Below are 24500 nucleotides of genomic sequence, written 5' to 3' on the forward strand. Positions count from 1 at the left end.
CTTGACTGATCGCGGCGCAGCGAATGATCCAGCCTGAGTCGTTTTGCCGGCGTGACTCAATCAATAATGTCCTCTTGTCCGGCGGCCGCGACGCCCCCAATCAGGGGCGCCCGCGACGGTATTGGCCGGGACGGCTGCATACGTCGCGTGAATCAGCTAGAATTCAGAAGGATTTTGTCTGCTAACCCCGCATTCCTACGCGTGTTTGGTGATACCATCGCGCGCGGTGGCGGGATTCTTTTTTCTACAATCTGGAGCATTCGACATGGCGCTGGAGCGCACCTTGTCCATCATCAAACCCGATGCCGTCGCCAAGAACGTGATCGGTGAAATTTATACCCGTTTCGAAAAGGCCGGCCTGAAGATCGTCGCGTCGAAGATGAAGCATCTCTCGCGCAAGGAAGCCGAAGGCTTCTACGCCGTGCATCGCGAGCGTCCGTTCTTCAATGCGCTGGTCGAGTTCATGATTTCCGGTCCGGTCGTGATCCAGGCGCTGGAAGGCGAAAATGCGGTGCTGACGCATCGCGATCTGATGGGCGCCACCGATCCGAAGAAGGCCGAGAAGGGTACGATCCGTGCCGACTTCGCCGATTCCATCGACGCCAACGCGGTACACGGTTCCGATTCGCTCGATAATGCCGCTGTGGAAATTGCATATTTCTTTGCATCCACCGAGCTCTGCCCGCGCTGAGGAATGATCTGGTGACAGTGGTGAAACCCAACCTGTTCGATTACGACCGCCAGGGATTGCGCGATCTGTTTGCATCCATTGGCGAGAAGCCCTACCGGGCCGATCAGGTGATGAAGTGGATGTATCACCGCCATGTCACCGATTTTGGCCAGATGACCGATGTCGGCAAGGCGCTGCGCGAGAAGCTCAGCGCCCATGTCGACATCGTTCCGCCCAAGACCGTATTCGAGAAACAGTCTGCCGACGGCACGCACAAGTGGCTGCTCGGCATGGACGGCAGCAATGCCATCGAGACCGTGTTCATTCCGGAAACCTCGCGCGGCACGCTGTGCGTCTCCTCGCAGGTGGGCTGTGGCCTCAACTGCCAGTTTTGCTCCACCGCCACCCAGGGCTTCAACCGCAACCTGTCTGCTGCCGAGATCATCGGCCAGGTCTGGGTCGCAGCGCGCCACTTGGGCAATGTGCCGCACCACCAGCGCAAGCTCACCAACGTGGTGATGATGGGCATGGGCGAGCCGCTGCTGAATTTCGACAACGTCGTGCGCGCGATGAGCGTGATGCGTGACGATCTCGGTTTCGGGCTGGCGAACAAGCGCGTCACCCTGTCCACTGCCGGACTGGTGCCAATGATCGACAAACTCAGCGAAGCCAGCGACGTATCCCTCGCGGTCAGCCTGCATGCGCCGAACGACGAACTGCGCACCGAACTGGTGCCGCTGAACAAGAAGTATCCCATTGCGGAACTGCTGGGCGCCTGCCAGCGTTATGTGGCCAAGCGTCCGCGTGCCTCGATCACCTTCGAATACACCATGATGAAGGGGATCAACGACAAGCCGGAGCTGGCGCGACAACTGGTCAAGCTGATGCGCAAGGTGCCGTCCAAGGTCAACCTGATTCCGTTCAACCCCTTCACCGGCACGCGCTTCGAGCGCTCCGAGGAAGAGGACATCCGCAACTTCCAGAAGATTCTGCTCGACGCGAACGTACTGACCACCGTACGGCGTACCCGCGGCGACGACATTGATGCAGCCTGCGGCCAGCTCAAGGGCCAGGTCGTCGACCGTACCCGGCGCCAGGCCGAGTTCCGCCGTACGCTGGACGAAGGCCAAGTCGATGCGGCGTAAGCTGATACTGGCTCTTTTGATCCTGACGCTGGGCCTGAACGCCTGCGGCGCCTCTTCGCCGCGGCTCAAGGCCAGCGACAAGGCGCGCAGCGCAGCCGAAGTGCATGTCGCGCTGGGCCAGCGCTACATGCAGCAGGGCAAGCTCGAAATCGCGCTGGAAAAGCTCGAGAAGGCGTTGAAGTACGATGCGTCCTACGTCGACGCGCATACGGTCATCGCGGTGCTGTACGAGCGCATCAACGACCAGCGCAAGGCGGCCGAGCACTACAAGCGCGCGGCCGACCTGGCGCCGCGCAACGGTGCGGTGAACAACAACTACGGTGCCTTCCTCTGCCGCAACGGCAAGCTCGAAGAAGCCGAGCAGCGCTTCAGCGCGGCCATCGCCGATCCGTTCTACAAGACGCCGGACGTTGCCTATACCAATGCCGGCACCTGCCTGCTGAAGACCCAGAACATCGACCGCGCGGAACACTATTTCCGCAAGGCGCTGGATACCAATCCGAATAACAGCGAGGCGCTGTTTCACCTGGCCGGCCTGTTGTTCCAGAAGAGCGATTTCCTGCGCGCGCGTGCTTTCCTGCAGCGTTTCGATGCGCTCGGTGTTGCCAATCCCGATGCGTTGCTGCTGGGCCACAGCATAGAAACCGGCTTGGGCAACACGCGCGAAGCCAACGAGTACGCGCGGCGCCTGCGCACCGAATTTCCCGACTCGCCCCAGCGGCAGAAGCTGGAACCGAGCACTCCGTCATGAAACATCGACAAAAACGTTCGCACTCTGGCGCCGGTGTTGCGGCGGCGCCTGCAGCGACATCACCAGCCATCCCACCCAATGACGATCAGATCACTCTCGATCTCGCCTCGCAGCCGATGACCAGCCCCCACGACGAAACCTACTCTGCTGCGGCCACGGACAGTGCCGTGCTTGCGAACACGGACGATACATCCTCCCGCGAACTGGCCGCCGAAGACGGTAGCCGGGAGCTCTTCAATCTGCCCGCCGAGGCGCAGGACGCACCCCGCCTGGGCGAGCGACTGCGCCACGCACGCAACGAGAAGGGTCTGAGCCTGGATGAAGTCTGCGCCCGCCTGCGCTTGCCGCAGCGCGTCGTGGCGAAGCTGGAAGGCAACGACTACGGCGCGATCGAGCACGACGTCTATCTGCGCGGCTATCTGGCCAGTTATGCGCGTCTGCTGGAAATTCCGCTGCAGGCCGTCGACAGCCAGCTGCGCGAGCGCGCGCCGGTCGTACCGACCCTGGTTGCTACCGGCCGCATCTCGCATTCGCGCTATCTGTTCCAGCGCTATTCGGTGCCGACGGTCTACGTGATCCTGACCGGCCTGATCGTGGCCCCGGCGGTGTGGCTGGCCACTCATGGCGGCCTTGACCAGAATCTGGCGCGGCTGGCGCCATTGGAGCAGTCGATGCCGGGCGAGACGCCGGCTCCGGCCAGTACGTCGCTCGCCCTGCCGTTGGATTCGGGCGCTGGCGGTGCAGCTTCGCCACCGGCCACGGTCGCCAGCGTTCCGGCAGAGCCGCCGCATGCGACAGCAGAGCAGCCGCTGATGGCGTCGATGATGCCGGCCATCAAGCACGAATCCCAGCCTGAACCGGCGCCGGCCTTGCCGGCGGGCCGCTACGAACTCAGCCTGCGCCTGAAGGAAGCAAGCTGGGTGGAAATGATCGGTGGCGATGGTCAGCGCGTCGAGTTCGGCCTGTTGCCGGCCGGCAGCAGCAAAACCTATACGGTAGGTCAGGCGCTCAGCGTGCGCCTGGGCAATTCGGCCAATGCGGAATTGCTCGTCAACGGCAAGCCGGTCGATCTGGCACCGTTCCGCCGCGCCAATGTCGCGCACCTGAAACTGGTCGACGGTGCTGCGGCGAATCCGGCCACAGCCAGCGATAACTGAATCGAAGCGAATCGTCCGCGCTTTGCCGCGGCGGTTGGGAGTGCGCTGCGCACGCTTCCTGTTACTCTACGGCGCCCCCGGGCTGGCCGGTTGTTCCGGCCGCCCTGGGGCGTTTCTCGCGACGGTCGCCATCGCTCGATGGCGGCTCTGCGGTCGACCGGCAGCCGGGCCTTCCTGCGGCTGCACTCATTAGAAGAATGGCCGCCCCCGGGCAGGCGCAACCTGGATGTTGAACATGGCTTTCGATCAACTCGACGAACACGAACAAAGCGAAGTCGTACGCAAATGGGTGCGCGACAACGCAGCCTCCATCCTTGCCGGCGTGGTCCTGGGCCTGCTGGCCATCTTCGGTTATTTCCAGTGGAAGTCGCACCAGTTGCGCCAGCAAGTGGTCGCGGCTGGCGAGTTCCAGAATTTCGGCGCTGCCGTCGGTGCCAAGAACGACGAGCGCTCCAAGGCAGCACTCGAGTTGATGCAGAAAGAGCATGCCGGCAGCGCCTATGCCGTCATTGCAAGCATGCGCTGGGCCGAAGCGGCGGTAGCCAGGAAAGACCTGGCCGCGGCCGAACAGTCGCTGCAGTGGGCCTATGACCACGCCGGCGATAAAGCCCTGAAAAGTCTGGCCGGTCAGAACCTGGCCCGGGTCAAGCTGGGCGCCGACAAGGCCGCCGAAGCGCTGGCCCTGCTCGACAGCCTGCCCACCGAAGCCTACGCGGCCAGCATTGCCGAGCTGCGTGGCGACATCCTGCTTGTCCAGGGCAAGCGCGACGAAGCGCGTACGGCTTATCAGGCCTCGATCGACGCCCTCGAACCGACCGCGCCGAATCGCCAGACCGTGGAAATGAAGCGTGACGATGCAGCTGGTGCAATCGCCGCTCCGGCCGTCGCCGCTGCAGAGAAGCAGAGCTCATGAAGAAGTCGGCCTATATCCTCGGCGGCCTGATGGCGGCAACGTTGCTGGGCGGCTGCAACTGGTTCAAGAGCAACAGTTCCAAGCGCGAGAACATCGCCAATCCCACACCGCTGACCGAGCTGTCGCCGACGCTTGCGGTCAAGGAAGTGTGGAACCGCGGCCTGGGCAAGGGCAGCGGCAAGTCCGGCATCCACCAGAGCCCGGCCGTGCTCGACGGCAAGCTGTACAGCGCGAATATCGATGGCGAAGTCATGGCCATCGAGGCCGCCAGCGGCAGAGTGCTGTGGAAGCAGGATTTCAAGAAAATGCGTTTTGCCGGCGCGGGCGTAGGCTCGGGCCTGGTCGTCGTCGGTGGTCTGGATGGCGACGTGATCGCAATGGATGCGGGCAACGGCGGCGAACGCTGGCGTGCGCGCGTCTCGGCCGAAGTCGTGGCCCAGCCCACGATCGGCGGCGATACCGTATTCGTGCGCTGCAACGACGGCCGCGTCTACGCGCTGGATGTCGCCGACGGCAAGCAGCGCTGGGTCAATGACCGTGCCACCGTGCCCTTGCTCTCGCTGCGCGGCAATGCCACGCCGCGGCTGGCCGGCGACCTGCTGCTCAATGCCACCGACGCGGGCAAGGTCAGTGCGCTGCGTTCCAGCGACGGCGCCTCGGCCTGGGAACAGAATGTCGGCAGCGGCGAAGGCCGCACCGAAGTCGAGCGCCTGGGCGATGTCGACGGCGACCTGAAGATCGACGGCGATGTGATCTACGCCGCGGCCTATCACGGCCAGGTGGTGGCGCTCAGCCTCAACACTGGCCGGCCGATCTGGAATCGCGCATTGTCCAGCTATGCCAATGTGGATGTTTCCGCAAGCCAGGTCTACGCGGTCGACGAGCAGGGCAATGTCTGGGCGCTGGATCGCACCAGCGGCGCATCGATGTGGAAACAGGATGCCTTCCTCAATCGCTGGCTCAGCGGGCCGGCGGTACAGGGCGACTACGTCGTGGTCGGCGATATCGAAGGCTACGTGCACTGGCTGGCGATTGCCGACGGCAAGGAAGCGGGGCGTGCGCGCCTGTCCAAGCAGGCAATCCGTGCCACGCCGGTGGTGATCGGCGATACCGTTTATGTCGTCGACGTGAAGGGCGAGCTCGGCGCGTTTCGCGCCCAGCTGTAAATGAATTCGGGCGGCGCGGCTGCGGCCGCGCCGTCGTGTAGTAGCAGGACGGGCGGCCAGGTCTTGTGGCGTGCGTCCAGGGTTGCAGGTCCGGCTGACAGCGGCGTGTTCCCGCGTTCGGGCAATGCACGCTGTTCTTTATCCACCAGGTGCGGCCACGGCCCTGCCTGATTCAGCAGGTTCCATCATGTTGCCCGTCGTAGCCCTGGTCGGCCGTCCCAATGTCGGTAAATCGACCTTATTCAATGTATTGACCCGTACCCGCGATGCGCTGGTCCACGACCAGCCCGGCCTTACCCGCGATCGCCACTACGGCATCTGTCACCTGGGCAAGCGCCCGTTCCTCGTGGTCGATACCGGCGGCCTTTCCGGCGACGGCGAAGGAATAGACGGACTCACCGCCAAGCAGGTGCAGCTGGCGGTGGACGAAGCGGCTGTCGTCGTCTTCGTCACTGATGCCCGCGCTGGCCTGATGGCGCTGGACCGCGAGATCCTGGCCGAGCTGCGCAAGCGCGGCAAGCCGCTGATCGTCGGCGTGAACAAGACCGACGGGCTGGACGAAATGAACAGCCTGGCCGAGTTTGCCGCGCTGGGCATCGGTACCCTGGTGCCGCTGGCTGCCGCACACGGCCGTGGCGTCGACGGCCTGCTCGACGAAGTCGAACCGCTGCTGCCCTCGGACGACAGCGACGAGGCGGACGCAACGCCGGATCAGGGTATCCGCGTGGCCATCGTTGGCCGTCCCAATGTCGGCAAGTCGACGCTGGTCAACCGCTTGCTCGGCGAAGATCGCGTCGTCGTGTCTGACATTGCCGGCACTACGCGCGATTCCATCCGCGTACCGATCGAGCGCGATGGCAAGCGCTATACCCTGATCGACACGGCCGGCGTGCGCCGCCGCGCCCGCGTCGAAGAGGCGGTGGAGAAATTCAGCGTCATCAAGACCCTGCAATCCATCGCCGCGGCCCAGGTCGTGGTCGTGATGCTGGATGCAGGCGAGGGCGTGTCCGAGCAGGACGCGACCTTGATCGGCCATGTGCTGAACGAGGCCCGCGCCCTGGTCGTGGTAGCCAACAAATGGGACAACCAGACCCAGTACCAGCGCGAACAATGCGAAACCTCGCTGGAGCGTCGGCTCGACTTCGTCGCCTGGGCCGAGCGTGTGTTCATTTCCGCCAAGCACGGTTCCGGTCTGCGCGAGCTGATGAAAGCCATCGACCGCGCCCATGCCTCGGCCACCTACCAGTTCAGCTCGTCCGAACTGAACAAGGCGGTCGAAGCCGCTTATACCGGCTACCAGCCGCCGCTGGTGCGCGGCCATGCGCCCAAGCTGCGCTACGCCCATCCGGGTGGCAGCAACCCGCCGACCATCGTCATCCACGGCTCGCGCACCAAGCATCTGGCGGAAAGCTACCGGCGTTATCTGGAAAACTTCTTCCGCAAGCGCTTCAAGCTGGTCGGCACGCCGCTGCGGCTGGAATTCCGCGACGGCGAAAACCCGTTCGCCGGCCGCAAGAACGAGCTGACCGAAGGCCAGCAGCGCAAACGCCAGCGCCTGATCCGCAACGCCAAGAAGCGCTGACGGTGCGGTGAACGCGGTCGCACGCGAAGCTTCCGTCGCCGCCGCCATCCTGGCCGGCGGCGCGGCGCGGCGGCTGGGTGGCATCGACAAGGGACTGGCACTGTTTCGTGGCCGCCCGCTGATCGCTCACGTCATCGCCGCCATAGCGCCCCAGGTTGATGCAGTGTTGATCGTGGCCAATCGGCACAGGGCCGAATACCAGGCCTATGCAGCCGTCGAAAGCGATCGCCAAGCCGGTTTCCGCGGTCCGCTGGAAGGCATAGCGACGGCGCTGCAACGCTGTCGCCAGGACTGGCTGCTGACTGTGCCGGTCGACTGCCCCGCGCCCGGCAGCGATTTGCTGCAGCAGCTATGGCAGGCCCGTGCCGGCGTGGACCTGGTCGTCGCCCATGACGGCGAACGCCGCCAGCCGCTGTTCGCCTTGTATTGCCGTGCCCGCGTAACCATACCGGACAGCGCTGCCGATCCGCACCGGCCGGTCTGGGCCTGGCAGGACACGCACGCCCTGCGCGAGGTCGATTTCCAGCGCAGCGCCGGGCGTTTCGTCAATTTGAATACTGTCGAGGATTTTCAAGATGCCGCCGACTGATGCATCCCCGCCGCCCCTGTCGCTGATCAGTGTGGACGAGGCGCGCGAACGGGTGATGTGGCGTGCACGCGAACGTCCGCTGGGGCTGGAAACGCTCGATCTCGCCGCCGCCCTGCAGCGCAGCCTCGGCGAAGACGTGTTCGTGCCGCTGGACGTGCCGGCCTTCGCCAATTCCGCGATGGACGGCTTCGCCCTGCGCGGCGAGGATCTGCCGGCCGACGGCGAACGCCGCTTTGCCTTGGTCGGCACACGCCTGGCCGGCGACGGCCGCGAGGCAGCCGTCGGTCCCGGACAGTGCCTGCGCATCACCACCGGTGCGCCGTTGCCGCAGGGCGCCGATACCGTGGTGATCAAGGAAAACGTGCGGGTCGACGGCGCTGAAGTGATCGTCGCCGCGGGCGAAATGCCAGGCGGGAATACGCGCGCGGCCGGCGAAGACTATCGCCGCGGCGAACTCGCCTTTGCCGCCGGCACCTGCCTGACGCCGGCGCGGCTGGGCGCGCTGGCCTCGTTCGGTCTGAGCCGCATCGCCGTGGCGCGGTCACCGCGCGCGGTGCTGCTGACTACCGGCGACGAGATCGTCGCTCCTGGCGAAGCGCTGCAGCACGGCGAAATCTACAATTCCAACCGTTACAGCCTGGGCGCGCTGCTGCGCCGCGAAGGCGTGGAACTGCTGCGCAGCGAGCATGTGCGCGACGATCCGGCGGCCCTGCGCGATGCCCTGCAGCGCGCGGCGGCCGAGGCCGACCTGGTGCTCAGCTCCGGCGGCGTCTCTGCCGGCGAAGCCGACTTCCTGCCGCAGCTGCTGGCCCAGGTCGGCAGTGTGGATTTCTGGAAAGTGCGCATGAAGCCCGGCATGCCGCTGCTGTTCGGCCGTTGCGGCGCAGCGCTAGTGTTCTGCTTGCCGGGCAATCCCGTGTCCGGCATGGCGACGTTTCTTGCCCTGGTGCGTCCGGCACTGGAGGTCTGGGCCGGCCGCGATCCGCTGGCTGCCGGCCGCTGGTATGCGCGCTTGGCCCAGCCGCTGCAGAAGAACCACCGCCGCGCCGAATTCCAGCGCGCCACGCGCGAATGCCGCAGCGACGGCACGCTGTGGGTCACGCCGCGGCCGCAGCAAGGATCGGGCGTGCTGCGCAGCGTGGCCGAAGCCGACTGCCTGATCTTTTTGGCGGAAGCGCCACAATCGTTACAGGCCGGCGACTGTGTCGAAATCCTGCCCTTGTCCTGAGAACTCTTCGCATGGCTGTTGCCAACACGCGTGATCAATTGCTGGCCGGACTGCGCCAGCACATTGCCGAAGTGACCGTCGCTGCTGCGGCACAGGAGCTGGCCCAGGGCGCCGTACTGATCGACGTGCGCGACGATGCGGAACGCGCGCCCGGTACGCCGGCTGGTGCATTGGGTATTTCGCGCGGTTTTCTCGAATTGCGCATCGCCGAACAGGTGCCGGATCGCAACTGCCGCGTGCTCGCGCTGTGCGGCAGCGGCCAGCGCTCGCTGTTTGCCGCCGAAACCCTGCAGCGCCTGGGCTATGCCGACGTCGCTTCGGTGGCCGGCGGCTATGCCGCCTGGCTCGCCGCCGGCCTGCCGGTGCAGCGCGGCGGCCTGGATGCGGACAGTAGCGAACGCTATTCGCGCCATCTGCTGCTGCCCGAAGTCGGCGTCGAAGGCCAGAGCAAGCTGGCGGCGGCGCGTGTCGTACTGATCGGTGCCGGTGGCCTGGGTTCGCCCGCAGCCCTGTACCTGGCTGCGGCGGGAGTCGGGCGGTTGCGCCTGGTCGACGACGATCGGGTGGAGCGGTCCAACCTGCAGCGCCAGGTCTTGCATGCGGACGCCCGCGTCGGCATGCGCAAGACCGAGTCGGCGCGCATTGCGCTGCTGGCCCTGAACCCGCGCATCGAACTCGAACTGGTCAACCAGCGCCTGCTTGCCGGTTCGGTCGAAGAGTGCCTGGCCGGTGCCGACGTGGTGATCGACGGTGCCGACAATTTTCCCACGCGCTATCTGCTCGATGCCGCCTGCCGCCAGCTGCGCCTGCCGCTGGTCTATGGCGCGATTCATCGCTTTACCGGCCAGGTCAGCGTATTCGATGCACGCCAGCCCGAGTCGCCGTGCTATCGCTGCCTGTTCCCCGAACCGCCCAGTGCAGCCGAAGCCCCCAACTGCGCCGAAGCCGGCGTGCTCGGCGTATTGCCGGGCACGATAGGTCTGCTGCAGGCTACCGAAGCGATCAAGCTGATACTCGGCCTGGGCAGCCCGCTGACTGGCCGCCTGCTCTGCTACGACGCGCTTGCGGCCAGCTTCCGCGAGCTGCGCCTGCGGCGCGATCCGGCCTGCCCCGGCTGCGGCGCGGATGCGCTGTTCACGGGTTACGAGGACATTGCGCAGATTTGTGCCAATGCCTAGATTTTGCCAGGCCCGTATTTGTTGATAAGTATTCCAAGTGGCGCCGGTCGGCGAAGCGGCATCTATTGGAAATCGCGCGAATGAATGCCGAACTGCGGCAATAGCCCGCTGAGGTTTTCCAGCCGCTGTGCAATCACGTGGCGTACCTCGTCCTGCAGTTGCAGCTTGCCGTCGACCCGCAGCAGTACCGATTCCAGCAGCGCACGGCGATAGCGCAAGGCGATGTTTTCCCAGACCACCAGATTGATCTGGCCGAACTCGTCTTCGAGGGTCAGGAAGGTCACTCCACCTGCGGCCGGCGGGCGTTGCCGCACCGTGACCAGGCCGGCGATGCGCACGCTGTCGCCGTTCCTGTACTGCAGCAGGCTGCGTGAATCGGCCAGGCGATCGCGTTTGAGCCGCGGCCGCACCAGCGCGACAGGGTGGCTTTCCAGCGAATAGCCTTGCGTCGCATAGTCTGCCTCGACGTTTTCCGCCAGGCTGGGCGCGCGCAGATCCACTTCGAGTTCCGCGCTCTGCGCCGCGGCCAGCAGCGGCGGCAGGCGTTCTGCGCCGGCGCTGTACCAGCGCGCGCGATGGCGGTGTCCGGCCAGCGGCTGCAGCGCGCCGGCTTCGGCCAGGCGTTCGCGTTCGAAGCGGTCCAGCGCGGCGCGCTGTACCAGGTCGGCGACGCTGGCAAACGCGGCCTGCGCCCGCGCCTGCACGATGCGCGTCGCCATGGCTTGCGCCGCGCCCTTGACCAGGCGAAAGCCCAGCCGCAATGCCAAGGTGTTGCCGGCACGTTCCAGCGTGCAATCCCATTCGCTGTGCACGATATCGACCGGACGCACCTCGACGCCGTGGCGCCGTGCGTCCTGGATCAGCTGTGCCGGTGCATAGAAACCCATAGGCAGCGAATTGAGCAGGGCACAGGTGAACACCGCCGGGTGGTGGCATTTGATGTACGACGAGGCATAGGCGAGCAGGGCGAAACTGGCCGAATGCGATTCGGGAAAGCCATAGCTGCCGAAACCCTTGATCTGCTTGAACAGGCCATCGGCATATTCGAGATAACCTTCTTTTTCCATTCCTGCATAAATTTCCTGCTGGAACTTTGCCACCGTGCCGTCGTTGCGCCACGAGCCCATGGCGCGGCGCAGCTGGTCGGCGCGGCCGGCCGTGAAGCCGGCAACGACCTGCACCAGCTTCATCACCTGTTCCTGGAAGATCGGCACGCCGCAGGTGCGCTTGAGGATTTCCTCGATGCGCTGCCGATTGTCCTTGTTCTGCGCCGCGCTCTGCCTGGTCGAAGCCGGATACTCGATCGGCTCCAGCCCCTTGCGGCGGCGCAGGTAGGGATGGACCATGCCGCCTTCGATCGGGCCGGGCCGCACGATGGCGATCTGGACCACGAGATCGTAGAACTCCCTGGGCCTGAGCCGCGGCAGCATCGACATCTGCGCACGCGATTCGATCTGGAATACACCAATCGTGTCGGCTTTCTGGATCATTGCGTAAGTGGCCTCGTTGTCTGCCGGCACATCGGCCAGCTCCCAGTCCAGCTTTTCGTACACACGCAGCAGATCGAAGCATTTTCGCAGGCAGGTGAGCATGCCCAGGGCGAGGCAGTCCACTTTGAGCAATTTCATGGATTCCAGATCGTCCTTGTCCCACTGGATCACGGTGCGGTCGGCCATGCTGGCGTTTTCCACCGGCACCAGGGTATGCAGCGGGTGTTCGGAGATGACGAAGCCACCTACATGCTGCGACAGATGGCGCGGCGAGCCACGCAGTTCTTCCACCAGCACGATCAGCTGGCGCATCAGCCGGCTGGTGGGGTCGAAGCCGCATTCGACCAGCCGCTGCGCCAGCGGAATATCGCCATGGGCGTGGGAATACGCCTCGCTGAGCTGGTTGAGCTGGTCATCGCCCAGGCCCAGCGCGCGGCCCACGTCGCGGGCGGCGCTCTTGCGCCGGTACATGATCACGGTCGCCGCCAGTGCGGCGCGATCGCGGCCGTATTTGTCGAATACGTACTGGATCACTTCTTCGCGCCGCTCATGCTCGAAATCCACGTCGATGTCGGGTGGTTCGTCCCGCTCTTCGGAAATGAAGCGTTCGAACAGCAGCCTGCTCTTGACCGGATCGATCGAGGTGATACCCAGGCAGTAGCACACGGCCGAATTCGCCGCCGAGCCACGGCCCTGGCAGAGGATGGGAGGCTCTTGAGCGCGCGCCCACTGCACGATGTCGTGCACGGTCAGGAAGAAGTGTTCGTACTTGAGCTGGGCGATCAGCGCGAGTTCGCTTTCCAGCTGTTTGCCATTCGCTGCTTCGATGCCACCGGGCCAGCGCCATTGCGCGCCGGCCCAGGTCAGCGCGCGCAGATGATCGATGGCGCGCATACCCACCGGCACGACTTCGCTGGGGTATTCGTAATGCAGCGAATCCAGGCTGAAGCGGCAGCGCCGGGCGATGCGCAGGCTTTCCGCCAAGGTCTCGGCCGGATAGATGCGCTGCAAGGCCGGCCAGGGGCGCAAATGTCGCTCGCCGTTGGGAAACAGCCCGTGGCCGGCCTGGTCTACCGTGATGTTCAGGCGGATTGCCGTCATCACGTCCTGCAGGGCGCGGCGGCGGCGCTGGTGCATGTGCACGTCGCCGGCAGCCACCAGCGGCAGTTGTTGCTGCTGCGCCAGCTGTTGCAGAAAATCCAGGCGCTGCGCATCGCTGCCGTCGCGGTGCAGTTCCAGCGCAATCCAGCAGCGTTGTGGAAAATGCTGCTTCAGCCATGCGGCCTGGGCTGTGGCCTGTGCTGCGCTTGCCTGCGCGGCTGGCGGCAGCCACAGGGCGAGCAGGCCAGCCGTCAGGTTTTCCAGGTCGCAGCGGCTCAGCGCGTAGTCGCCCTTGGCGCTGCGCCGGCGCCCGGTGGTGATCAGGCAGCAAAGGTTGGAATAGCCTTGCTGGTCTTCCACCAGCAGCACCAGCCGCAAGCCGGCGTCGAGCTGGAATTCGCTGCCGACGATCAGCGCCAGGCCGTGTTCGCGCGAGGCATTGCGCGCACGCACGATGCCGGCCAGCGAGCATTCGTCGGTAATGGCCAGCGCGGCATAGCCGAGTTTTGCGGCGCGCCCGAACAGTTCGTCGGCGCTGGATGCGCCGCGCTGGAAGCTGAAGTCGGACAGGCAATGCAGTTCGGCGTAGTGCGGCTCGTCCTCGGTGCCGACGCTAGCCGTGACGCTTGCCACGTCGGCGGGAACAGGCGGCGCGGGCGCGCCTTCCTGTTCGCGCGCCTTGGCGGCCTCGCGCTGGCGCCGCCGGGCGGCCAGGTCGATGGGTTGCTCGCTCATGCAAACCAGCCATGCAGCATCCAGCCGCTGTGCTCGTCGACAGGCACGAAGGCCCAGGCGCGCTGGCCGTTGGCGCAGCGCACGATGTAGTAGTCGCGCCGCGCATCGCCGCCGTCCCACCAGCCGCTTTCGATGCGCTCCGGACCAGCCAGGATCTGTGCCAGCGGCTGGCGCAGCGGAATCGGTTGTGCCAGCAGCCATAATGGCCGCGTCGGCGAAGGCGCGTTGTCTGTGATGGCCGCGGCGGGCGGCCGCGTCGACGGGTTTGCCGAGACTCGCGTCTTTTTACTTGTAGCGTTATCAGCAAAGTTTGTTTCGGTAAAACGCCAGGCGCGTTCGGGCCGGTGGTCGGCAACGCAGGCAAGGCCGCGCAAGGCGTCGTCGCCGAGGCGGCTGCGCAGGCGTTCGGTCAGGGCCGGCCAGTCCAGACCTTCGCTGCGTACCGGTTCGAACAGATCGCGGTGGCCCGGGCGGAACGGCGGCAGGTCTTCCGCCACCAGGGCAAACGCGCTGACTTCGGCCGGAATTTCCGCGCGCTCCAGGCGGCCGCGGCAGAATTCGTACAGCGCGTCGGCTTCGCGCTGCACGCTGGCCAGGCCGACTGGCAGCCGGGTCAGCGCGCGGTCTTCGTGTTCCAGGTGTAGTTCGAAGCGCTGCACGCCGCTGTCGCGCACGTGCAGATACAAGGCCAGTTCGCGCACCAGCCGGCGCAGGGGAAACAGCAGCGGCTGCCAGTTTTCAACCAGCCCGTCCAGTTCGATGCGCCGGGAAAACCGGTCCGGCGGCTGGTACAGGGGCAGCGTTTCCACCGCATCGCCGCGCAGTACGTCCAGCCAGTGCACCTGTTGCGGCCCTATGCGCCGGCTCAGTTCCACCCGCGGCAGAACGAAGATGTCGCGCAGCTGGCGAAAGCCCATGCCGTGCAATTGCGCGATCGCGGCTGCAGGCAGTCCGCTCAGTGCCAGCGGTGCTTGCTCCAGCGCCTGCAGCATGGCACTGCGCTGGCGCAGGGCAATCTGGTCATGGCTGAGGGCGAGTACCCGCGCTGCTGCCGCGACGGGTGCCACGCCCAGGCGATACGCCCCGAAACCCAGCGCCTGCAATTCCTGCTGCAATTGCCGTAGCAGGGCTGGCCAGCCTTTGAACAAGGTCAGGCTGGCACCGACTTCCAGCCAGACGGTGTCGGGTTCGGCACGGCTGACCTGGCCACTGAAGCGATAGGCCCAGGTAGCCAGCAGTTGCAGGCTGTGTTGTTCCGCATCGCGCTCGCGCCGGCGGAAATCGGCCTGGTTGCACAGTGCCCGCGCCGCCGCCAGGACCAGGCCGGGATGAATGCCGCGTGCTTGCGCCGCTGCATTCGCATAGACGATCAGCGGCCGTTGCCGCGGCCCCTCATACAGCGCGCAGGGGTGCGCCGAGGTGGCCAGTTCGGCAAACACCGCACATAGCGGAAGCGCAGGAAAATGGATACAGGCCCAGAGCACGACGGAGACTCGAAACGCGCTGCCGCGGTGGTTGAAGGAAATCGGTTCCGCTGCACAGGACTGGCGGCGGGTATGGCGAATCCGTTGTTCAGTGAACTACCGCATCGCCGTGAGGAAAGGCTTGTACAGGGCGTGAAAACTTCGGCGGGCGGCGTTGATGCATGCAGCGGACCGTCATGGAGGGTTGGCCTGGCCGGCGTGGCCTGTGCCGTCTGGTCGCGCCTGCGGTGCAATTCGTCGTGCTCATTGCATCCTACACACGTTGCTGCAGTGCAATTCGTTGCGGTTGCATCACTACAAGCCGTTGCGGTGCGATACCAAGCCAGGGACTGGAGCGGCACAATTCCAGGCCGCTGCAGCGCAGCGGCGGCAGGCATGGAGAAGGACATCGGGTCGCACATCCCTGTGCGCGTGTCTTCCTTGAAAACCCGGTGTACTGATTTACAGACCCCCGCGCGCGCCGCGCCAGGACGCCGACTGCCGGCGGCGTCACCGTCGCGCGCGGAGGACTGCAAAAAAAATCAACCGTTCCAGCGCAAACGCGTATCGCGCCGGGTATCCAGACCACCGCGACACTTCACTACTTCGATGCGCGTGTCCTCGCCGACGCTGTCGACCAGCAGGCGCAGGCCAGATGGGCTGGGGTTATGCGCCATCGCCGCCGGACGAAACACAAAGCCGAGCGAACCGCCGGTTTCTGCCGCCAGCTGCAAGCGTCGCAACTGGGCGTAGTCGGATTTGTGCAGCCAGGTCAGCACGGCACCACAGCCGCCGGAACGCAGGCATTGCTCGGTACTCCAGGCGTTGTCGCTGCCGTCGGCCTCGATATGCGTTACCTGGCTCAGATCGACGCCGTGGGCGCGCAAGGCCGGTGCATACGGGATATACGGCGGGGCGACGAACACCACGCGGCGGCGGCGGCGGGTCAGGTCGGCCAGTGCCGGCATCAGCAGGCTCAGTTCGCCCAGGCCGTCCTGGCTGAACAGGATTTCCGACAGGGCACCGACTGGCCAGCCGCCGCCGGGCAGGATGGCATCGAGCTCTGCGCAGCCGGTGGCCTGGGTACGCAGCAGCGGGCCGGCGCTGGAGGAGCGGCGCCAGACGCCGGGATGACGCAAGACTTCGTGCAAACCTGCAGCAGACATGGGCTTACCCCTGGCGAATCACGCCGACATACAGACCTTCGATGGCGAAGGCGTTGGTGCGCCGCGGATCGACTTCGATCGGCGCGAAATCCGGATTTTCCGACAGCAGCAATAGGCGGTCGTGCCGGCGCTGCAGGCGCTTGACCGTGATTTCGTCGTCCAGCCGGGCCACGACAATGCGGCCGTCGTCGGCATCCGGCGTGCGGTGCACGGCGATCAGGTCGCCGTCGAGAATGCCGGCGTCGCGCATGGACAGGCCGACGACACGCAGCAGGAAATCGGCACGCGGCCGGAACAGCGCGGCATCGATGGCATAGCTGGTTTCGATATTGCTGTCGGCGAGGATGGGCGTGCCGGCAGCGACACGGCCGACCAGCGGTAGTTCGCGCAAGGCGGGCCGCGCGTTGGCGCGCTGGCGCGCCTGGCCAGCTCCGGCCAGGCGCAGGCCCCGATGCTGCGGCAGGCGCTCCAGCGCGCCCTTGCGCACCAACGCCTCGACATAGTCCTGGGCGGAGCTGTGGCTGCGCAGGCTCAGTGCCTCGGCGATTTCGCGCAGACTGGGCGCCTGGCTGTGCTCGGCCACGTACCCGGCGATATAGTCGAGTACCCGCTGCTGGTTCTGGGTGAGGTCGGAGTGCATACGTACGAATGTACGTATATCGGCACAGGTGCGCAAGTGTCCCTGCGAAGCCGGCCTAGGCTGGGGTAAGCCGCCAGGCGCACCCCGGCATCGAGGTATTTCCGCAACAAAAAATGCCGAAGAAATTTCTCACCGCGTGACGGTGGAGATTTCTTCGGCATGGGCTTTTGCCGGGTGGGACACCTCGATGTCGGGGTGCGCCTGGCGGCTTACCCCAGCCTACGTTTCTAAGGTTGGCTTTTCTTGTACCGCGCCAACCAGCTGTCGAGCTGGTTGGCGAAGGCCTGGCGGTCGCGCGCGTGGAAGGCGGCGGGGCCGCCAGTGTCGACGCCGGCGCCACGCAGCTCGTCCATGAAATTGCGCAGGCTCAGGCGCTGGGCGATGCTGTCGGCTGTATACAATTCGCCTCGTGGATTAAGCGCCAGGGCGCCCTTGTCGATCGCGGCGGAAGCCAGCGGAATATCGGCAGTGACGACCAGGTCGCCCGGTTCCACGCGTTCGACAATGGCCGTATCGGCTGCGTCGAAGCCGCCGGGAACCTGCATGGAACGGATATGCGCCGAGGGCGGTGTGCGGATGTACTGGTTGGCGACCAGGATGGTTTCCACGCCGACCCGGTCGGCGGCGCGGAAGATGATGTCCTTGATCACGTTGGGGCAGGCGTCGGCATCGACCCAGAGGCGCATTTCTATCCTTGCTGTGCGATGGCGTTCGCAGCGGCGCAGGCGGCACCGGGCCGCCTGCGCCGCACACGATCAGGTGGCGCTCTTGGCCTTGGCCAGTTTCAGCCAGGTGTCGACTACGGTGTCCGGGTTCAACGACACCGATTCTATGCCCTGGTCCATCAGCCACAGTGCCAGGTCGGGGTGGTCGGACGGGCCCTGGCCGCAGATGCCGACGTACTTGCCCTTGGCCCGGGCCGTCTGGATGGCCATGGACAGCAGCTTCTTCACCGCCGGGTTGCGCTCGTCGAACAGGTGCGAAACGATGGCCGAATCGCGGTCCAGGCCCAGGGTGAGCTGGGTCAGGTCGTTCGAGCCGATTGAAAAACCGTCGAAGATTTCAAGGAATTCCTCGGCCAGCAGGGCATTCGACGGCAGTTCGCACATCATGATGAGCTTGAGGCCGTTCTCGCCGCGCCTGAGGCCGTTCTCGGCCAGCACCTCGATCACCTTGCGGCCTTCCTCCAGCGTGCGCACGAACGGAATCATGACCCAGGCGTTGTCCAGGCCCATGGTCTCGCGCACCTTCTTCATCGCGCGGCATTCCAGCGCGAAGCAGTCGCGGAAGCTCGGGTCGACGTAGCGCGCGGCGCCGCGGAAGCCGATCATCGGGTTTTCCTCGTGCGGCTCGTAGCGTGCGCCGCCGATGAGGTTGGCGTATTCGTTGGACTTGAAGTCGGACAGGCGCACGATGACCGGATGCGGCGCGAATGCCGCCGTGATGGTGGCGATGCCTTCGGCCAGGCGGTCGACGTAGAACGCGACCGGATCGCTGTAGCCGGCAATGCGCTCGTCGATCTTGCGCTTGGTCTCCGCATCCTGCCTGGCGTATTCCAGCAGTGCCTTGGGGTGTATGCCGATATGGCTGTTGATGATCATTTCCAGACGCGCCAGGCCCACGCCTGCATGCGGCAGCATGGCGAAGTCAAAGGCGCGCTCGGGGTTGGCCACGTTCATCATGATCTTCAGCGGCGCCGGCGGCATGGCATCCAGGTCAGCCGTGATGCGCTCGAAATCGAGCTTGCCGGAGTAGATGAAACCGGTATCGCCCTCGGCGCAGGAGACAGTGACTTCGGCGCCGTCGGGAATCGTGTCCAGCGCATTGCCGCAGCCGACCACGGCCGGTACGCCCAGTTCGCGCGCGATGATGGCGGCGTGGCAGGTGCGGCCGCCGCGGTTGGTGACGATGGCGGCGGCGCGCTTCATCACGGGTTCCCAGTCGGGGTCGGTCATGTCGGCGACAAGTACGTCGCCGGGCTGTACGCGGCTCATGTCGGCAAGCGAGCGGATCACCTTGGCCGTGCCGGCGCCGATCTTCTGGCCGATGGCGCGGCCTTCGGTCAGCACGCTGCTGCTGCCCTTGAGCTGATAGCGCTCGATCTGCGTGGCGCGGGCGCGGGACTTCACCGTTTCCGGGCGCGCCTGCACGATATACAGCTTGCCGGTGATGCCGTCCTTGGCCCACTCGATGTCCATGGGTCGGCCGTAATGCTGTTCGATCACCAGCGACTGTCGGGAAAGCTCATGCACGTCTTCGTCGCTGAGGCAGAAGCGCGTGCGGTCGGCCGCCGGCGTTTCCTCGATGCGCACGCGCTCGCCCGCTACGCTGGAATACACCATGCGCTGCTGCTTGGCGCCGACCTGGCGCCGCAGGATGGCCGGCTTGCCGGCTTTCAGCGTGGGCTTGTAGACATAGAACTCGTCCGGATTCACCGCGCCCTGGACCACCATTTCGCCCAGGCCGTAGCTGCCGGTGACGAATACCACGTCGCGAAAACCCGATTCGGTGTCCAGCGTGAACAGCACGCCGGAGGCGCCGACGTCGGAGCGCACCATCAGCTGCACGCCGGCGGAAAGAAACACGTCTTCGTGCTTGAAGCCGTGGTGGACGCGATAGGCGATCGCGCGGTCGTTGTACAGCGAGGCGAAGACTTCCTTCACCTTGAGGATCACGTCGTCCGCGCCGGTGACATTGAGGAAGGTTTCCTGCTGGCCGGCAAACGATGCATCGGGCAGGTCTTCGGCGGTGGCGGAAGAGCGCACGGCGACGGAAACGTCGCTGCCACCGGCATCGGCACAGAGTTTGGCGTAGGCGCCGCGCACTGCCACATCGAACTCGGGCAGCAGCGGCGTTTCGATCACCCAGCGGCGGATCTCGGCGCCGGCGCGGTTGAGTTCATCGACGTTTTCCACGTCCAGCCCGGCCAGGCGCTGCTGGATGCGATCGGCCAGGCCGCTCTGGGCAATGAACTGCTGGAATGCATCGGCCGTGGTGGCGAAGCCGCCCGGCACCGAGACACCGAGCTTGGCCAGGTTGCCGATCATTTCGCCCAGCGACGAATTCTTGCCACCGACCTTGCCCAGATCGGCAAGTCGCAGGTTGTCCAGCCAAAGCACCAGGTCGCTCAAGGTCAATCTCCGGATTGCGGTAAGGATGCGACACCGGGCCCTGCGCAACCTGCCGGCGGCGCGACCATTGCCGCTGGCCGCGGCGAGCGGCAAGGGCAGGGCGGTAGCGCGGTGGTGCAGATCCGCCGACGGGCGTCGGCGTCAGAAAAGACGGTCAATTTTCCGGGTTCGCGCGCGATGAAACAAGTTGTGCGCTGCGACATCGCAGATACATCGCCTACACTTCCACGCCTCGCGCCGTTTTCCGGCCTGCCCAGACGCTTCGCCTGCCGGGCCCGGCTGGACAAGGCCGCCGTTTTGTTCCGTTGCCGTTGCCAGGACGCCCATGCGCAGAACGATCTACTTCATTTCCGACGGTACCGGCATCACCGCCGAAACCATAGGCCATTCGGTGCTGACCCAGTTCGACGGCATCGAATTCGACACTTTCCGCATTCCCTTCGTCGACGACGAGATCAAGGCCGCCGCTGCGGCGATCCGCATCAAGACCTGCCATGCCCAGACCGGGCAACGGCCCATCGTCATCAATACCGTCATCGATCCGGCCCTGACCGAAGTGCTTACCACCAGCGGTGCGCTGATGGTGGACGTGTTCGCGCCGTTCATCGGCCCGCTCGAAGCCGAGCTGGGCACGATGCGTTCGCGGCATGTGAACAAGGCCCATGGCCTGGTCAACTTCGCCGAGTACGAGGCGCGCATCAACGCGACCAATTACGCCCTGTCGCATGACGATGGCGTGTCGACCAACTATGCCGATGCAGAGATGATCCTGGTCGGCGTGTCGCGCTCGGGCAAGACGCCGACCTGCCTGTACATGGCGTTGCACTACGGCGTAAAGGCGGCGAACTATCCGCTGACCGACGACGATCTGGAAAAGATGGAACTGCCGGCGCAGCTGCGGCCGTACCGCCATCGCCTGTACGGCCTGTCCATCGACGCGGTGCGCCTGGCCCAGGTGCGCGAGAACCGCCGTCCCAACAGCCGCTACGCCACGCTGGAACAATGCCGCTGGGAACTGGCCCAGGCCGACAAGCTGTTCAAGCGCGAAAGCATTCCGGTGCAGAACACCACGCATACCTCGATCGAGGAAATTGCCAGCAAGATCCTCTCGGCGCTGGGCATAGAGCGGCACATGTTCTGAGCGCGCCGTGCGGCGCAACAGCGTGCGGCAAGGGCCGGGGCACTCGGGAAGGCGCCGGCACCGGGGCGGAAAATCCGTCGCGCCGGCTGCGGGCAGTGGAGCCCCATCCTAACAGCGCCGGCCGATTCTGGGCAGTCTGGTCGTGTCACGGCCCGCTGCTATGATTCTGCGCATGACGACAGTTGCCGACAAACGCTTGAATCTGTTCCCGGGCCGCTTTGCCTACCTGATGGGCCTGTACGCGGAAAATCATCGGCGCCTGGTGCGGCTGTTCGCGCCGCAGCGCCTGTCCGCCGGGACGTATCTGTCCAGCATCGACGATGGCCTGGACGTGCGCCTCGATCTGATCGAACAGCACCGCTATACGGTGGAACTGCGCCTCAACTATTGCCTGCGCGACAGTGCCAGCGGCGAACTTTCCCCCTCAGCCTGGCTGCGCCTGTACCAGGATGCACGCCTTGCTGAGGCCACCCACTGCCATCCGGGCCGTCATCTGATCGATGTGCTGGGGCCGTATCCGCCGGCGCAGACGGTATTCCAGCATCGCCTGCGCATGAACCAGTTCCTCACGCGCTGGCTGGAATACCTTGGCGAGCAGGGGCATTCCGTCGGTACGCTCAGACCCATGCCGCCGGACAGCCAGCAGCCGTTGCAGCGCCGCCAGGGCTGATCCGCCGGCGTTGAAATTTCCGCTGTTGTTTCATCGCAGGAGCCGTCTGCATCTTCAGCCGCGAGGCGGCAAAACGCAGACAACAAAAAACCCGCCGTAGGCGGGTTCCTTGACAGTTGGCGGAGTGGACGGGACTCGAACCCGCGACCCTCGGCGTGACAGGCCGATATTCTAACCGACTGAACTACCACTCCATAAAACTACAACAATTCCTTTTGTTGATTTTGCTCCAACTTTCACTTGGAGCGGAATGCATCCTGCATTCCTTTTGATTGGCGTCCCCACGGGGATTCGAACCCCGGTCGCTACCGTGAAAGGGTAATGTCCTAGGCCTCTAGACGATGGGGACGTAACCTCTTCTGACTGTTGAAAAACGTACTGCGTATGAATCCTGGTGGAGCCAGTCGGGATCGAACCGACGACCTCTACAATGCCATTGTAGCGCTCTCCCAGCTGAGCTATGGCCCCCTTGCGGAGGAGCGGAATCTTAGGGAGGGCGACCTCGACCGTCAACCCCTTTGATGAAATTTTTTTTGCGCCCGCCGTCATTGAGCGGCATTTGGCGAAGTTGTGAGCAAAAACTGTCTATGCAGTGATCAAGCGGCCTTCGACGCCGGCGTCGTGGCGCTGTTCGCCTGGCGTTTTCGCAGCCACGTCATGCGGGGCCGATCACCTCTACAGGTACGAGAGGCTGCTGACAGAGAACAAAAGGCAGGATTCGACACCGTGCCTGCCCGATCGCAGGCGTTCCGTGTGGCGACAGCGGCCGCTGTAATCGACGCTTGCTGTCGCCCTGGGCAGCACGGTACACGTAGGCCATGCACGGAATCGAATTTCTCACCGATCTCGCCGTCATCATGGTCGTCGCCGGGTGCACGACCCTGATCTTCCACAAGCTGCGCCAGCCGGTGGTGCTGGGCTATATCCTGGCCGGCCTGCTGATCGGGCCGCATACGCCGCCTTTCGCCCTGATCACCGACGAAGAAAGCATCCGCGGCTTCGCCGATCTCGGCGTCGTGCTGCTGATGTTCTCGCTGGGGCTGGAATTCAGTCTGGCCCGCCTGCGCGAAGTCGGTGCGGCGGCGCTGATCGCCACCGGCGTGGAAGTGATGCTGATGCTCTGGGCCGGTTACGAACTCGGCCGCTGGTTCGGCTGGCGCACCATGGATGCACTGTTCCTCGGCGCGATGATGGCGATTTCTTCGACCATGCTGGTATTGCGGGCAATCCACGAGGCCGGCCAGAAGCAGGAGCGCTTTGCCCGGCTGGTCTTCGGCATCCTGGTGATCGAGGACATCTTTGCCATCGTGCTGATTGCGGTGCTGTCGGGTATCGCCATCACCGGTTCGGTGGAGCCCGGCATGGCCCTGGCCACGGTCGGCAAGCTCAGTCTGTTCATCGTAGTGGCTTTGATACTGGGCCTGTTGCTGCTGCCGCGGCTGGTCGACCATGTCGCGGCCGAAGGCAGCAGCGAGATGCTGCTGGTGACGTCGCTGGCTATCTGCTTCGGCGCGGCGCTGCTGGCGGCGAAGGCGGGTTTCTCGGTGGCCCTGGGCGGCTTCGTCGCCGGCGCGATCGTGGCTGAGGCAGCGTCGGTCAAGCGCGTCGAGCATCTGGTCGAGCCGGTGCGCGACATGTTCGGCGCGCTGTTCTTCGTCGCCATCGGCATGCTGATCCAGCCCGGTCTGCTGTTCCAGTACATCGTGCCGGTGGTACTGGTCGCCGCCGTCGTGGTGATCGGCAAGACTCTGGCCGTGACTTTCGGCGGCGTCATCGCCGGCAACGACGGCCGCACGGCATTGCGCGCGGGCCTGGGCCTGGCGCAGATCGGCGAATTTTCCTTCGTCATTGCCGGTGTCGGCCTGGCCAGCGGCGTAATCAGCGATTTCCTCTATCCGATCGCGGTCGCCGCCTCGGTGCTGACAGCCTTCGTCACGCCCATCCTGCTGCGCTCGTCCGACCGCATTGCCGATCGCCTGCACAGTCTGCTGCCACGCAAAGTGCGTTCGCTGATGATCGCCTACGCGCACTGGATCGCCGGCCTCGGGCCGGTGGAAGAGAACGCCGCGATCGCCCACATGCTGCGCCGCCTGGTGCTGCATATCGTGATCAACATGGCGCTGGTGGTCGCGGTATTCCTCGGCGCGGCCTGGCTCAAGCCACGCATGCTGGAATGGCTGCCGCAATGGACGGCCGGCGAAACCCTGCGCCGCAGCCTGCTGTGGTCGCTGGCACTGTTCGTCTCCATGCCCATGCTGATCGCGGCCTATCGCAAGGCGGATGCGCTGGGCATGGTGCTGGCCGAACTGGGCATACGCGACGGTGCTGCCGGTGCACGCACCTTCGCCCTGCGCCGCGTACTGGGCAAAATGATTCCACTGGCTGTGCTGGTGATTCTGGCTGTGCTCGTCATGGCGCTGGGCTCGGCCATCCTGCCTTCGCGCGAAGTGTTGCTGCTGTTGCTGCTGGTGGCGGCGGCGCTGGCGGCGTTTCTCTGGCGCTCTTTCATCCAGGTTCATGCACGCCTGCAGGCGGCGCTGCGCGACGTGATGCAGTCTTCGCGCAGCGACGGTTGAATCCTGGC

19 protein-coding genes and 3 tRNA genes are annotated in these 24500 nt (G+C 65.1%); 13 read left to right on the top strand and 9 right to left on the bottom strand.

Features of this window, described 5'->3' with window-relative positions; translation table 11 throughout:
- Nucleotides 1-265: 265 nt before the first annotated feature.
- The 10 genes from ndk to moeB all read left to right on the top strand — a co-directional run bounded on the left by ndk (nucleotide 266) and on the right by moeB (nucleotide 10379).
- A complete protein-coding gene (ndk, locus tag DFR29_RS23245; RefSeq protein WP_133821035.1) occupies nucleotides 266-691 on the top strand; it encodes a nucleoside-diphosphate kinase in 426 nt (141 codons plus the stop codon).
- Nucleotides 667-1815, top strand: coding sequence for a dual-specificity RNA methyltransferase RlmN (rlmN, locus tag DFR29_RS23250; RefSeq protein ID WP_243746159.1), 1149 nt, complete (start codon nucleotides 667-669; stop codon nucleotides 1813-1815). The genes ndk and rlmN overlap by 25 nt, the downstream gene beginning before the upstream one ends.
- A complete protein-coding gene (pilW, locus tag DFR29_RS23255; protein ID WP_133821037.1) occupies nucleotides 1805-2566 on the top strand; it encodes a type IV pilus biogenesis/stability protein PilW in 762 nt (253 codons plus the stop codon). Before rlmN ends, pilW begins: the two co-directional genes overlap by 11 nt.
- Before the next feature lie 167 nt (nucleotides 2567-2733).
- Entirely contained in the window at nucleotides 2734-3723 is a 990-nt protein-coding gene (locus DFR29_RS23260; protein WP_166654285.1) for a helix-turn-helix domain-containing protein, read from the top strand.
- A 235-nt stretch (nucleotides 3724-3958) separates the two neighbouring features.
- On the top strand, nucleotides 3959-4636 hold the full coding sequence (locus DFR29_RS23265) for a YfgM family protein (RefSeq protein ID WP_166654286.1): 678 nt from the start codon (nucleotides 3959-3961) through the stop codon (nucleotides 4634-4636).
- Nucleotides 4633-5802 carry an outer membrane protein assembly factor BamB gene (gene bamB, locus DFR29_RS23270; RefSeq protein ID WP_133821040.1) on the top strand — a complete coding sequence of 390 codons (1170 nt, stop codon included), beginning with the start codon at nucleotides 4633-4635 and terminating at the stop codon, nucleotides 5800-5802. Before DFR29_RS23265 ends, bamB begins: the two co-directional genes overlap by 4 nt.
- Before the next feature lie 187 nt (nucleotides 5803-5989).
- Nucleotides 5990-7384, top strand: a complete 1395-nt coding sequence (gene der / locus DFR29_RS23275; RefSeq protein WP_133821041.1) for a ribosome biogenesis GTPase Der — start codon at nucleotides 5990-5992, stop codon at nucleotides 7382-7384.
- Between the two features lie 7 nt (nucleotides 7385-7391).
- Nucleotides 7392-7973, top strand: coding sequence for a molybdenum cofactor guanylyltransferase MobA (gene mobA / locus DFR29_RS23280; RefSeq protein WP_133821042.1), 582 nt, complete (start codon nucleotides 7392-7394; stop codon nucleotides 7971-7973).
- The gene (locus tag DFR29_RS23285) at nucleotides 7960-9201 is read left to right on the top strand and encodes a molybdopterin molybdotransferase MoeA (RefSeq protein ID WP_133821043.1); all 1242 of its coding nucleotides are present in this window, start codon (nucleotides 7960-7962) and stop codon (nucleotides 9199-9201) included. Before mobA ends, DFR29_RS23285 begins: the two co-directional genes overlap by 14 nt.
- Before the next feature lie 11 nt (nucleotides 9202-9212).
- Nucleotides 9213-10379: a molybdopterin-synthase adenylyltransferase MoeB gene (gene moeB, locus DFR29_RS23290; protein WP_133821044.1), complete on the top strand. Its 1167-nt coding sequence runs from the start codon at nucleotides 9213-9215 to the stop codon at nucleotides 10377-10379.
- Nucleotides 10380-10441: 62 nt separating this feature from the next.
- Here the strand turns inward: moeB and DFR29_RS23295 are convergent, their stop codons facing one another.
- From DFR29_RS23295 to ppsA, 6 genes are all read right to left on the bottom strand, one after another.
- Nucleotides 10442-13705, bottom strand: coding sequence for an error-prone DNA polymerase (locus DFR29_RS23295; RefSeq protein WP_133821045.1), 3264 nt, complete (start codon nucleotides 13703-13705; stop codon nucleotides 10442-10444).
- Complete coding sequence (locus DFR29_RS23300; RefSeq protein ID WP_166654287.1) at nucleotides 13702-15189, bottom strand: Y-family DNA polymerase; 1488 nt, start codon at nucleotides 15187-15189, stop codon at nucleotides 13702-13704. The genes DFR29_RS23295 and DFR29_RS23300 overlap by 4 nt, the downstream gene beginning before the upstream one ends.
- A gap of 521 nt (nucleotides 15190-15710) precedes the next feature.
- The gene (gene imuA / locus DFR29_RS23305; RefSeq protein ID WP_133821047.1) at nucleotides 15711-16334 is read right to left on the bottom strand and encodes a translesion DNA synthesis-associated protein ImuA; all 624 of its coding nucleotides are present in this window, start codon (nucleotides 16332-16334) and stop codon (nucleotides 15711-15713) included.
- 4 nt (nucleotides 16335-16338) lie between these two features.
- Nucleotides 16339-16974 (bottom strand): transcriptional repressor LexA, encoded by a 636-nt coding sequence (gene lexA, locus DFR29_RS23310; protein WP_133821048.1) that lies wholly within the window; start codon nucleotides 16972-16974, stop codon nucleotides 16339-16341.
- A gap of 227 nt (nucleotides 16975-17201) precedes the next feature.
- On the bottom strand, nucleotides 17202-17660 hold the full coding sequence (locus tag DFR29_RS23315) for a YaiI/YqxD family protein (RefSeq protein WP_133821049.1): 459 nt from the start codon (nucleotides 17658-17660) through the stop codon (nucleotides 17202-17204).
- Between the two features lie 69 nt (nucleotides 17661-17729).
- Nucleotides 17730-20105, bottom strand: a complete 2376-nt coding sequence (gene ppsA, locus DFR29_RS23320) for a phosphoenolpyruvate synthase (protein WP_133821050.1) — start codon at nucleotides 20103-20105, stop codon at nucleotides 17730-17732.
- A 325-nt stretch (nucleotides 20106-20430) separates the two neighbouring features.
- Between ppsA and ppsR the strand changes: the two genes are divergently transcribed.
- Both ppsR and DFR29_RS23330 read left to right on the top strand, forming a co-directional pair.
- Nucleotides 20431-21246: a posphoenolpyruvate synthetase regulatory kinase/phosphorylase PpsR gene (gene ppsR, locus DFR29_RS23325; RefSeq protein WP_133821051.1), complete on the top strand. Its 816-nt coding sequence runs from the start codon at nucleotides 20431-20433 to the stop codon at nucleotides 21244-21246.
- A 172-nt stretch (nucleotides 21247-21418) separates the two neighbouring features.
- On the top strand, nucleotides 21419-21916 hold the full coding sequence (locus DFR29_RS23330) for a DUF1249 domain-containing protein (RefSeq protein WP_133821052.1): 498 nt from the start codon (nucleotides 21419-21421) through the stop codon (nucleotides 21914-21916).
- A 117-nt stretch (nucleotides 21917-22033) separates the two neighbouring features.
- On the opposite strand, the gene DFR29_RS23335 is transcribed toward DFR29_RS23330, so the two are convergent.
- The 3 genes from DFR29_RS23335 to DFR29_RS23345 all read right to left on the bottom strand — a co-directional run bounded on the left by DFR29_RS23335 (nucleotide 22034) and on the right by DFR29_RS23345 (nucleotide 22384).
- A tRNA-Asp gene (locus DFR29_RS23335) sits at nucleotides 22034-22110 on the bottom strand.
- Nucleotides 22111-22189: 79 nt separating this feature from the next.
- A tRNA-Glu gene (locus DFR29_RS23340) sits at nucleotides 22190-22265 on the bottom strand.
- A 43-nt stretch (nucleotides 22266-22308) separates the two neighbouring features.
- A tRNA-Ala gene (locus DFR29_RS23345) sits at nucleotides 22309-22384 on the bottom strand.
- A gap of 350 nt (nucleotides 22385-22734) precedes the next feature.
- Here DFR29_RS23345 and DFR29_RS23350 point away from each other — a divergent pair.
- On the top strand, nucleotides 22735-24492 hold the full coding sequence (locus DFR29_RS23350; protein WP_133821053.1) for a cation:proton antiporter: 1758 nt from the start codon (nucleotides 22735-22737) through the stop codon (nucleotides 24490-24492).
- Nucleotides 24493-24500 lie beyond the last annotated feature (8 nt).

The organism is Tahibacter aquaticus (assembly GCF_004363655.1).
GTDB lineage: Bacteria > Pseudomonadota > Gammaproteobacteria > Xanthomonadales > Rhodanobacteraceae > Tahibacter > Tahibacter aquaticus.

Bases quoted from the DNA above. Each gene is read 5' to 3' on its own strand.
- ndk (WP_133821035.1), top strand. From the start codon at position 266: ATGGCGCTGGAGCGCACCTTGTCCATCATCAAACCCGATGCCGTCGCC.
- pilW (WP_133821037.1), top strand. From the start codon at position 1,805: ATGCGGCGTAAGCTGATACTGGCTCTTTTGATCCTGACGCTGGGCCTG.
- DFR29_RS23265 (WP_166654286.1), top strand. From the start codon at position 3,959: ATGGCTTTCGATCAACTCGACGAACACGAACAAAGCGAAGTCGTACGC.
- bamB (WP_133821040.1), top strand. From the start codon at position 4,633: ATGAAGAAGTCGGCCTATATCCTCGGCGGCCTGATGGCGGCAACGTTG.
- der (WP_133821041.1), top strand. From the start codon at position 5,990: ATGTTGCCCGTCGTAGCCCTGGTCGGCCGTCCCAATGTCGGTAAATCG.
- DFR29_RS23285 (WP_133821043.1), top strand. From the start codon at position 7,960: ATGCCGCCGACTGATGCATCCCCGCCGCCCCTGTCGCTGATCAGTGTG.
- moeB (WP_133821044.1), top strand. From the start codon at position 9,213: ATGGCTGTTGCCAACACGCGTGATCAATTGCTGGCCGGACTGCGCCAG.
- DFR29_RS23295 (WP_133821045.1), bottom strand. From the start codon at position 13,705: ATGAGCGAGCAACCCATCGACCTGGCCGCCCGGCGGCGCCAGCGCGAG.
- imuA (WP_133821047.1), bottom strand. From the start codon at position 16,334: ATGTCTGCTGCAGGTTTGCACGAAGTCTTGCGTCATCCCGGCGTCTGG.
- lexA (WP_133821048.1), bottom strand. From the start codon at position 16,974: ATGCACTCCGACCTCACCCAGAACCAGCAGCGGGTACTCGACTATATC.
- DFR29_RS23315 (WP_133821049.1), bottom strand. From the start codon at position 17,660: ATGCGCCTCTGGGTCGATGCCGACGCCTGCCCCAACGTGATCAAGGAC.
- ppsR (WP_133821051.1), top strand. From the start codon at position 20,431: ATGCGCAGAACGATCTACTTCATTTCCGACGGTACCGGCATCACCGCC.
- DFR29_RS23330 (WP_133821052.1), top strand. From the start codon at position 21,419: ATGACGACAGTTGCCGACAAACGCTTGAATCTGTTCCCGGGCCGCTTT.
- DFR29_RS23350 (WP_133821053.1), top strand. From the start codon at position 22,735: ATGCACGGAATCGAATTTCTCACCGATCTCGCCGTCATCATGGTCGTC.